Here is an 11,600-nt window from a genome sequence, read left to right on the forward strand (position 1 = left end):
TTGCTACTGCAAGGTTGTATGGGCTTATAGATCACATAGTGCCTCTGGCAGGATGCATAGGCGTACTTTTCTTATATCTGCTCGTAAGGAACATATTCGACGAAAAAACTGCGATCATAGCAGCACTTCTGTGGGGACTGAATCCCTCCTACGTGTTCTTTTCTAATACGTACTACAGCAATATTCCTGCAGTGACCTTTTCGATCATTGCTCTCTATTGTTTTCACAAGGGTATTCAAACCGGAAAGAACACGTATATTGGCTGTGCCGGCCTGTTCTGTCTTTATGCTGTTTTTACGCGAACTTCAGAAATAGTGATATTCGGATCAATATTGATAGGCCTTCTTGCTGCAAGATGGGGAATTACCGGAAAGATACAGCTGAAAGAGATGATCATATTCGCTAGCATCTTTTTAGTGCTGCGTATATTGTGGACAGTAGCCAACTCGTCCCTTAATGCACAGACCGTGGACATCAATACAGGAGGAGGAGGGATAGGTTACCAGTTTGAATATCTTATGAACAACCTGGGCGTCTATGCCAGTTCATTCATGGATTATATAGTAGGTTATCCACCTCTGCTTTTTGTTCTTGCCTGTTTTGGAGTGATATCGATATATTTCTCAAAGGACAAAATGCAGCGTTTCTTTTCGCTTTTTCTTATTGGTTTATTTATTCTGTTCTTTGGTCTGTATGGTTTCAGAGGAGAGACCTGGGGATTTGAGAACGTATCCATGGATTCCTCTATGGCGCGTTACTTTTTGATCAACTATGCAATTATGAGCACATTTGCTGCTGTATTTTTAACAGCTTTTTTCAGGAAACAAGACCATTCACGAATTGTTGCTTTGTGCTTGCTGCTCATACTGCTCACATCCACAACTACGATATTCGAGAGTGACAACAATCTGATAAAATCAATAGATAGGTTGAACGGCTGGAGTGCACTGAACAGGGAAACGGTAGATGCCACACCTCCGAATGCTGTTATTTTCACCCGGGCATTTGATAAGGTTTTCATGCTGGACCGTCAGATAGCAGTGTATAGGACAGAAGCAGAGATCAGGGCACAGCCCGATATGGCATATTGGTACACGCCTGCAAATATAGAGAAAGACCTCGTACCACTCATAGATAGAATGATCTCTGATGGTATCCCGGTCTATGTTACACAGGAAGCTACAGAGCTTTTCCAGCATCTGGAGAAAAATAACAGATACAAGCTGACATCTGTCACAAGGAACAATATGATCTGGAAGGTCGAAAAAATAAGTTAATGTGACGGTTCATATCCTTTTTTCTGCAATACCGGGGGTATCCCGAATACGCCTTGCAGGCACTCCTGCGTATACGCCCGATGGATCAAGTTTGCCTTTAACTACAGCACCCGCAGCTATAATGCAATGGTCTGCGATCTCTGTGCCAGGCAATATAGTGGAATTGGCCCCGATCCATACACCATTACCGATAATTACATCCTCTCCAATGAAGGTACGTCCGTCTTCACCTACACGGTCCTTTTCCAGATGGGTGCTTGTAGTCACCAGCACATTAAAACCGATCGAGCAGTTGTCCCCAACCGACACACGACCGGAGCAATCGAACTGCACACCACGGTTTATAAAGCAATTCCTTCCAATAGAAAGCTTCCTGAAAGAATTGACATAAAGATTCTTTCTGATGCGCGTATCGCTCCCGACACTTGCTATCGGCCTGACCAATAAAGCTCTTATTACAGAACATACACTCATGTCTGGAAATAAATTCGCCAGAAAAAGGAATGTGTATACATACATCTCTTCCAGGGTTTTGAGTATCCCAAATTTGATCATAGTGAATGAGAACATGACATTTCCTTTTAATGATTGTATCTTCTGTAAACGTATAAGAACGAAACAACAAGTCCCAGCAGGCAAGCCGTACATGTGGCCATAGCAGCACCAACCACTCCATACGAGGGTATGAACAATTGATTAAGGACAATATCAAGTACAAGGACGATCAGACTCATCAGCATTGAAACGCGCGGCTGTCCGCTTCCATTGATAACAGTAGTGAACAGCGAGAACAAACCGAAGAAGCCCATGCCTATTGTCAGCACTCCCAGTGCAGTATAACCACCGGAATATTGATCCGAAAACAGGAAACTAAGAACTTGCCTTGAGAAAAGTACTACGAACAAAGTAGAAGGAACAAGAACGAGCATGGAGTATTTCACTGACTTTATGATCTGCACAGTCATCTGTGATCTGTCGTTGTGTGCTGACATACTCGAAATGGCAGGGAACAGAGCACCGTATATACCTGCAATGACATAAAAAGGCACTTTTGAAATAGTGGAAACCGCAGAGTAGATACCTGCATCCATATCTGTCAGGTAGGCTTTGACAAAAAAAAGATCAAAGCTCATAATCAGATTCGTAGCCACTGAATAGAACACAATGGGAGTTGCAAAATCCAGGATAGTTCTTGCCGATATCATGCTGTGTTCATTGTTCGATGCAGGCAATCTCTTATCAGCAGAATGGACAAAATATAATCCTATGACAAGAACAGCCACCGAGGATATTATAAAGCCGGTTATCGCACCATAAAGTGCATATGAGGTTAATGCAAAACCAAGTATCAACACTACTTTAAAAGCAGAATAGAGAATAACCATTAAGGACTGTTTACCATACTCCTTTAACCCATTGAAATAACCGACATACAGGGCCTGTAATGCATATGCCGGAACAATGAAAGAAGAAAGTTTCAGGTAAGGAGCCATATCCGGATCGTTCAACATGATAGCCAGTTGATCGGCAAAGAAATAATAAAAGATGAACAGGATCACACTGAATATTAATTGCATGTTTTGCGCAGTGCGTTTAACATTTAATTCGTTCCCATCTCCATGGGCCACATATTTCGAAACTGCCTGAGGTATGCCCGTTGAAAGGATCAGATTCACCATTGTCATAAGTGAAATGACAACTGCATATAGACCATAATCCTCCGGGCCTAGGAGTCTTCCTAATCCAATATGTGTTGCATACCCGGAAAGGACAAAGGAAACCTGAGCTGCTATTAAAAGGATCGTTCCTCTTCTTAAACTCTGCTTCATTTTTACCTTTGAACACATCTGTATTTTAATATCCGAAAAATATGATCTTCAACGGTCTGGCGATAGATGTGCAAATGTTGCGATAATTTATAAAACTTGCCTGCTTTTTTCACTACAGAGAATTTACATGAGGATACAGTAGAGCATGAGGTATGTACCCGAAGTCTTGAAGGATGCATTTATAAAACTTGCACTAGTATCACTACTGTTGCTATTGTTCAGTATCCTGACAGACCTGCATATGCTGAGGATGGAGGTATTCATACCGGTCCTCCTGTTACTTGGCATCCCTTTTATAAATGAACCAGATGGAGAAGAACAAAAAAGAAGAGATCATACAAAGATCTTATGGATAGTGCTGGCATCTGTAGCTATATTATCCTTTTTTATTCGTTATTACCAGTATTTTTTTACAAATGTACCGCCTGGATATGATCCCGGTCTATACAAATATGGATTTGATACATATATTACAAGTCTCCCTTATATCCCGGAGAGCGAATTACCCGCATGGTTCAAAGAAATGTTCCCTCAGGGAATATTCTTGTTAGGTGATATGCTGTATGTGGTTGCCGGCTTTGGACCCACTGAGATCATAACAATATTTACGCCTCTTGTATGCGGATTAATGGTTTTGCCTGTGTTCGCGGTGTCAGAGAACATCTCAGGCCAGAGAGGTGCGCTCATCTCTGCATTCATCTATCTGCTGTCTTCAATCCAGTATGTGCTTTTTGAATACTCTTACCTGAAGAACATACTAGGGCTCTTACTGATACTGATCGCCATACTTCTGCTGCAAAAGGAAAGATATATAGTTGTAGCTATTATTTATGCAGCTTTGAGCATATACCACCGGCCGCATTTTCTCCTTTTATCTATAGTTTTGCTGTTCTGGTTACTTGAAACAAGAGATCGGAAAATATATCTCACATTTATCATAGCTGCTGTGCTGATGTTACCTTTCTGGATACAGAGAATGGAACTGGGGATCTCCATGCTAAAAGGCCTGGCAGGCGTTGCTTTAAACAACTTAAGGGGAGAAGCGAGCAGTCAGGGTGGGACCTTTTTAACTTATTCAAAATATGCATATTTATCTCTGCCCTACATAACATTCGGGGTACTGGGGTTCATGAAAATGCTTTTGAATAAAAGAAGGGATCCTGTATTTTATTTCACACTGATCACCGGTATACTTGTCATATTCAGGATCGTGTTTTTCAGAAGATACCTTGCAACCCTTGACATCCTCCTTATAATATTGGCCGGAGGTTGTATTGAAAAGATACTCCTCGAGCAAAGAAAAGAACTCCGGATCTATGGAAATATCATCCTTTTACTGATATTGCTTACCGGAAGTGCACTTGTATATGGACAAGCGACAGAAGACAATAGGCTCATTTCCAATGGCGATATTAGGGACATCGAGTGGATGGCCGCCAATGTAGACCCGGAAAGTTACATCCTCACAACTGCCTATGATGCACCCTGGGTCCTAGGATGGGGAAAACACCCTGTGATAGCCCCAGGGCTTTTCCAGTGGAATATTTATACACAAGAGGAGTGGACCGAATTCCTCCGTACATCTGACCCACAGCAGGCCATAGAGTTTATTTCAAAAAATGAAGAGAGTACATATATATATTATTCTGCAAATACAATCGATGCGGAATCGGACAAATATTCCAGCAAGGAGTTCCAATTAATAAGGGAAAACAAAGGTAAGGTTTATAGATATACAGGGTCTGTTCAATGAAATACGCTGAATTGCTGATGATAATACCTTTACTGCTGGTAGCCTACGTGCTTTATCTTAACATAATTGACTTTGATCCTTTGCACAGAGAAGATGAAGCCTCTTATTTTATAGACATCGGCGGACTAAATGACACTCAGGGCAATGCAAGGCTAACAGGACCAATGGAAAGGGTTTCCGGACGTATAACATACTCGGCAAATGGCACAAATGTAACCTATCGGGAGCTTAATAGCAGTCTGATATATCTTCAGGTAAATGACCCATCGATAAATGATCATTCCAAAGTCGTGATCAAGATCCGGTTCAAAGATGAATTCCCTACGGGGTACAACTTTAATATAGGTTGTAAAAACAGCACTGAATGGAGCTATGACTGGAGAACTGTATACGATCCGTTGCATTTCAAGGTTGATTCTTCGTTCTTTGAGGTCGGTAATAATACTGAATATTCTGTTTATTCCACTGGACATGTAAATTCAACTAAAATAGATGTGAATGGATTTTTCAGCAGCCCTCCTGAAAATTCGGTCATTGCTGCAGAAGGGAAACCGGACATAAATGTATTCCCCGATACAGTGAACTCTGAAAGAAATAGTGTTCTTGTGAATTGCACCCTCAGGGGTGACCATACATTTTATACATTTGCAGATGATGGACCTTTTGAACTCAGCCTTAAAAAGCAAGATCTTAACCTCTACAATGGAGAAGATGAACTAAAAATAATGTTGTATGATCAGAATGGTATCATCATTGCCAATTCGTCGATACCTGATGATGGAGATGCAACTAACAGTTCAGCAAAGGGACCTGCTCAGAAGAGTGATCTCAGTGTCCCTGAAATTCAGAAAGGAGTATATAAAATTGTACTATTATCTGCAGATGACCTTACGGTCCGCGATATAAATGTCACATCAGGGAACCTTGTGGTGCAGGATACTGTCTTTTCTGTTTCACCCTGCAGACTCTACACGCGCCATTTAGACGGTGGGTATCTGGACCTTATAACTTACTATCGATCCGGCCTTCAGGATGTGAAGGTTGGAACTGGCACAGTTACCATCAAAGAGAAAAATATCAGGAACAGAGCACTGGTCCGGCCTTCTCCTGAAATATATGAAGTGTACTGCCCGGCCGGGAATATGAAAATCGTTTCGTCAGCTTTTTTCTCATTCACCCGGGAATCCTATTTTGAACCTTTCAGATGTAAAATAATTCCTTTAGGTGATGATCTGGACCAGATCCAAAGTGAGAAAGCGGAGTATATTGTTATAAAAGATCTTGATTATGAACGTGACAGTGACGGATGGGTAATTGCAAACGCAACCTGGGACCTTGCTGACCTTTACCTTGGAGAAAATACTCTGAACATTGTATTGAACGCCGGTCATCTTGCAGTCAGGAAAGAAAAGATCCCTGTAGACTGGGTTGAGATCAGTTTCGAATAATGGAGACACAGATGGTAATAAAAATATTTACAGTATTATTTATTCTGTGTGCACTTACCGGAGCAGCTATGGCAGATGAAATAAGAGGACCGGTTTTTCCGGCCTACTTTGATGGGTCATCATATACCATAACCGGTAATGATGCTCCCTCCCTGCTGAAGCCCGGGGAAACGATAAGAATTGATACATCTGATGGTTATAACATAGATCCTGAGCATTTCTACTATGTAGGAATAAACAACGGTAAAACCATTCCTTACCTTGGGTCAGAATATTATGTAGAAAGCATGGAGAACGAAGCCATACTTAAACAAAAGGTATGGGAAAAAGACGGTATGGCCATTGAGGCAGGAAGACCTAAAGCACTGAGCCGTGGGTACTCAGTGCTTGTCAATGATCACTCAGAAGAAAGAAACCAGATCGATCTGATATTAAAAAAAGATGGAGAGATCGTTGATCAGCAGGTTATGGACATAGGTTGTCAGGTAAATTTCACAACCGAATATGCAAATGAGGAGGTAGTTCTTTTCTCGGGTTCGTTTACCGGCTTTTTTGAAGATGGGGAAAGTAATTCGATCAGGATAAGTAACGCAAAACTGTGGAACATGACAACCATAAAAGATGGGTATTCGCCTGATGGTATATCCATAATTAAACTTAAAGATGTAGATGAAGACGGGGATATTGACATTGTGGGAGAGATCAGGGAAGGAAAAAGCATTGACCTGAATAATAACACAGTGGTACCAATTTTTGGGAAGGGATTTTTCATACGAACAGGTAGTTTTTATGATATGTTCTATGAGGAACTGGAAAATTATGATCTACTTGCAGAGAACACAGAATATAAAATTTTTGGAACTGATGGCTATAAAGACATCGGCGATATTGACACTTTTCTGAAAAATCCACCCCCATCAATTATTGCAGTTGGTCCTGGAGTGACAATTAACACTACATCCTATCTTCATGAGGAAACTCCGGAATTCAACATGCAGTATATGCTACGAGGAGCACATACATTCTACACATATATTCCAGCAGAGGGAATTACACTTGCTGTCGGGAAAAAAGATATGAACAATTACGCCGGAGCAGACGAACTGAAAGTCAATGTATACTCGATGGATGGAGATGCAGCTGCATCTATGGAACTTGCAGACGATGGAGATATTACCAATAGCGGTGTATCCAAAACCGAGCAGAGTTCATCCCTTCGTATAACTGATGTTGAACCTGGGTATTACAGGGTCGATATGGCCGCAGGAAGTGACCTGTACATAAGTAAGCTGAATGTATCGAGTGGTAAACTAGTTGCTAAGGATAGCATTTTTCTAATATCTCCAGGTGAAGTCCTGGCTTTCTCAAGCCATAGCATGGATGTTTGTTTCAAAACATATCATAGAGGAGGACTGCAAACAGTATCAATTATCGGACCTGATTGCAACAGAACCGTAAATGTGAATACTACAGCCAGATGCTTTACGGTAAACCTGCCTTATTCAGATACACCATACAGTATTCGTGCACCTAAGGGTGATATAATAATAACTGCAGCTGGATACCTGGCTTTTACAGAAGGTTCTTTGTTCGATCCAACAGCCTGTGAAGTGCTTAACTTGCAACGAGACGTGGACTGGATACGGGAAAATAATATAGAATATATAGTTATACCTGCCTCAAGGAAACAAAAGGGATTTTATATCTACAAAGAAGTGACATCCGGGTACAAGGAAGAATCAGCTTCAACACCCTGGAACTTTGAACGCGTGGATACTTTCATGTTTCCGGGACTGTTCTATTTTGACTTTGACAAATATCATACGTATGAGTACATAAAACTCGATACAACAGGTCCGAAGGTTGACGGAAATAACTTTAGTTACACTTCACTTCAGGTCACTACTTTGAATGAACAGGAAAATATGATCTACGGGTCTATTGCTCTTCTTGGTGAGCCATACAGTGTCTTGTATATAGATGATGGAAAGGCCATTCTGGGAAAAAAGACTGCCAATGAAGCAACAGCAACACTTTCCAGCTCAGATAGCTATAATCTTGGAGCCGGCTATTCCCTGGTCCTCAATGAGATCGACATTAAAGGTAGACAAGCCTCCCTTTCACTTCTAAAAGAAGGAGTAAAGGTACACGACTTTATAGGAGAAACTGGAAGGCAGATCTATTACAACACTTCCATCGATGGCAAAGAAGTGACAATATTATCATCAAGGATCGATTCATCTGTCAGGTCGGCACAACAGAGTACTGTAAAGCTTACGGATATTACTTTTAAGAATGAGAAGGACTGTCTGATCCTGAAAGATGGAAAAAAGATAGGAGATGAGTTTGTACTTGATCTGCGGGATGTGAACGATGATGGCAACACCGATATTGAGATAAGACTTCAAAAAGGAAGGTCATTATACCTGAAAGAGAACAGGGAAACACCCATATTAGGGAATTTTGCAGCTTTTGAAATGGATACAAAACAAAAAGTTAAGCTCATACAGAATAACACCTTACAGAGCTCATCACAATGGACCTCAAATTCGGATTTTGTTGAAGAACAGGAAGATATGTTCCTTACATGGACATACCCGTCCAGGAATGCAAGCTTCAAGTTCACAAAAATGGGTATTGGAAGCCTGGATATCACTTTTGAAGATGAGATACGGTCTGCATATTTAGTGGTCCAACAACTCAGTGCAAGTCCTCTGCACAATATAACTGATGCATACGAAACATATAGAATATATAATATATCGATAGTTCCCGACAGCATCAATGATGGTGATATCCACTTTAAGGTCAGCAACACATGGCTTGATGATAAAGAAATAGACATATCATCTCTGACTGTTTTAAGAGATGATGATGCTGGCTGGGAAATACTGAATGCAGATATCTCCACAAAAAATAATGGCGACGTCAATATAGAAGCAGAGATCAGGAACTCATCAATAATTGCAATAGTAGGGAAGAAAGTAAACAACACCTCTCAGGATACCGGAGTTTCCAAACAAGCTGAACAGTCCCTGGGAAAGAATACAGATAATAACAATTTACATATACCAGATACTACAATTTTTGCTATTGTAGCCATAGTATCGTTAATGGCTGCTGCTTATATAATCTATGGGCATAGCGATCGTTTCAAGAGGGGAAAAGACGTGTCCGGATCTTCAAAAGGTATAATAGAAAATCATCGGCAAATATTATCTTTTAACCACAACATATTCTCAACGCTCTTCGTAACAATGCTTCTGTTGTTCCTGATGGAGAACCTCTGGACCTATACTGTGTCAGCATATATTGATGTAAAGTATATAGTATATCCCACAATAATTTCAGGCCTGATGGATATGCTGTTCTATAAAGAGGAAAATGAAAATGGACACAAATTCAAGGTTACCGATGTTATTCTGGCCTTAATGATCGCTATCATCGGGATATTTATGGTCGGTTACAAATTATCCCGTGCTACAAGCATCGTTAATGAAGTATCGATCCTGTCGGGTATGTTTCTGTTAACAGTTGCATTGATATTCTATGATCTTGATCCCAAGGGCTTGATCAGATCGAAAGGAAAGGAAAAAGAAAAGAAAAGAAAAATAAGGAGGGATGAATGATCATCCAGATGCTTGTAGGTTCACTGCTGGTGCTCTTTGTGCCGGGATTAATATGGACTTACGCACTCTTTGAGAACAGGGAGATAGACCTGATAGAAAGGATCGCCCTTGCACTGGGACTTTCAATGGCCATGGTACCCCTGAGCCTTTTCTACCTGCACAATCTTGCAGGGATGAGAATAGATCTTGCAAATTCTGTATATGTGGTCCTTTTGTTAACTGCAGTGGCATTATGCATTATTATGTTCAGGCGATACAGGACTGTGAGCTTAAGAAAGAATTAAGCTTTTGCTTGTAACATATTATGTCAAGTAATGCTGCAGTAACTTTGAATATTGTTGTTTTTAATTGATTTAGCATTATATTTATATAATATAATATTAATCATAATTAATATAAACAGCTTAAAATATAATTGAACGCAGGGGATACTATTCAGAAGGGGATCCACAACAAAAATAATATGTATAGTTCTATCCTTACAGCTGTACTCCTCTTAATAGTATTATTAGTAAGTATGGCAGGCGCAGAGGAACTGAAAATAGAGGGCCTTTCAGATACTTACAGAAAAGGAGATATTATTACTTTCACTTTGGTAGCTGATGAAGGTCTTACTTCTGAAAAGATGGAAGAATGGAATATCTCACTAAAAATAGATGGAGCTACTAAGATCGATCTTCTGTTCAATGAAAAAGAAGGTCACCATAGTCTTCCAGCAATAACGCTCAGGGAGAAGTCACCATACCACTATGGCTATGGATCCGGGAATGCAGACCTATTTACAGACATTGAAAAAAAAGAGATGGCCTTCAGCATTGATTCATCCATGATGAATAGAGGCGATCACATTGCAACATTATACATGCACAAAGAGGGAACATCTGAAACCCATGAGATCTCAGCTAACATAAAAATAACCTGACGGAGTACTACATGAACTTTAACAAAGTCCATCTGCTAATCCCACTGATCTTGTTCTCTTACTTGCTAATAATGAACTTTCAATCCACACATATCCGGGAAGACGACGGTTCTTATCTAATAGATGTGGGGGCCCGAAATGATATGCTAAGAGATGTTAAGCTCACTGGCCCGGAAGACAGGATATCGGAACCTTTTAAAGGCAAGTTTGGCGATGAGAAGACCAATTTCAGGAACTTTACCAGCCGGTTTGTATATTTCCAGCTAGAGGAACCTGCTATAAAGAATGCTTCAATAGCAAAGGTCCAGATACGTTTCAAGGATGAGCTTACAAAAGGATATGTGTTCAAAGTGGGCGCACATAGTGCTCCGCAATGGAACTATAAGTGGAACCTGCTGTACGACCCATTCCAAAGACAGCTGGAAGAGGAATATGACACGATATATGCTGATAGCAATATCTCCGTTTACTCCTTAAATGACAATGCTTCCATATTTTCCAATCTCACAGCTCTTTTCTCAGAACTGGAAGCTGAGAGTACATTGGTCATCCAGCCATCGGTCAGTTTGTTCCCTGGCACTGACGAACTTCTGGAAGATGAGATCACAGCAATGAATACAACAGTTGACACAACATTAAGGGGAAAGCATACGTTTCTGACATATGTCGATGGAAATGAGATCTCAATAGATATTGAAAAACAGGACCTTAACTGGTACAATGGAACCGATGACCTAAGAAT

Annotated in this window: 9 protein-coding genes; 7 read left to right on the forward strand and 2 right to left on the reverse strand. The window is 40.6% G+C overall.

The window, feature by feature from the left end:
* On the forward strand, positions 1 to 1,277 hold a 1,277-nt coding region (locus AB7U21_RS07095), incomplete at its 5' end, for an ArnT family glycosyltransferase (RefSeq protein ID WP_428387933.1).
* 9 nt (positions 1,278 to 1,286) lie between these two features.
* On the opposite strand, the gene AB7U21_RS07100 is transcribed toward AB7U21_RS07095, so the two are convergent.
* Positions 1,287 to 1,847 (reverse strand): acyltransferase, encoded by a 561-nt coding sequence (locus tag AB7U21_RS07100; protein ID WP_428387935.1) that lies wholly within the window; start codon positions 1,845 to 1,847, stop codon positions 1,287 to 1,289.
* 11 nt (positions 1,848 to 1,858) lie between these two features.
* Positions 1,859 to 3,106 (reverse strand): flippase, encoded by a 1,248-nt coding sequence (locus tag AB7U21_RS07105; RefSeq protein WP_428387937.1) that lies wholly within the window; start codon positions 3,104 to 3,106, stop codon positions 1,859 to 1,861.
* Between the two features lie 145 nt (positions 3,107 to 3,251).
* Here AB7U21_RS07105 and AB7U21_RS07110 point away from each other — a divergent pair, with 145 nt between their 5' ends.
* From AB7U21_RS07110 to AB7U21_RS07135, 6 genes are all read left to right on the forward strand, one after another.
* On the forward strand, positions 3,252 to 4,859 hold the full coding sequence (locus AB7U21_RS07110) for a hypothetical protein (RefSeq protein ID WP_333786849.1): 1,608 nt from the start codon (positions 3,252 to 3,254) through the stop codon (positions 4,857 to 4,859).
* Positions 4,856 to 6,307 (forward strand): hypothetical protein, encoded by a 1,452-nt coding sequence (locus tag AB7U21_RS07115; protein WP_333786850.1) that lies wholly within the window; start codon positions 4,856 to 4,858, stop codon positions 6,305 to 6,307. Before AB7U21_RS07110 ends, AB7U21_RS07115 begins: the two co-directional genes overlap by 4 nt.
* 11 nt (positions 6,308 to 6,318) lie before the next feature.
* Positions 6,319 to 9,936 carry an S-layer protein domain-containing protein gene (locus tag AB7U21_RS07120; protein WP_333786851.1) on the forward strand — a complete coding sequence of 1,206 codons (3,618 nt, stop codon included), beginning with the start codon at positions 6,319 to 6,321 and terminating at the stop codon, positions 9,934 to 9,936.
* Positions 9,933 to 10,220 (forward strand): DUF1616 domain-containing protein, encoded by a 288-nt coding sequence (locus tag AB7U21_RS07125; RefSeq protein ID WP_333786852.1) that lies wholly within the window; start codon positions 9,933 to 9,935, stop codon positions 10,218 to 10,220. Before AB7U21_RS07120 ends, AB7U21_RS07125 begins: the two co-directional genes overlap by 4 nt.
* Positions 10,221 to 10,453: 233 nt before the next feature.
* A complete protein-coding gene (locus AB7U21_RS07130; RefSeq protein ID WP_428387940.1) occupies positions 10,454 to 10,858 on the forward strand; it encodes a hypothetical protein in 405 nt (134 codons plus the stop codon).
* Positions 10,859 to 10,869: 11 nt separating this feature from the next.
* Positions 10,870 to 11,600 (forward strand): hypothetical protein (locus tag AB7U21_RS07135; protein ID WP_428387942.1); only part of this gene is annotated, 731 nt, incomplete at its 3' end.

It is taken from the genome of Methanomethylovorans sp. (assembly GCF_050177135.1).
In the GTDB taxonomy this organism is placed as follows: domain Archaea; phylum Halobacteriota; class Methanosarcinia; order Methanosarcinales; family Methanosarcinaceae; genus Methanomethylovorans.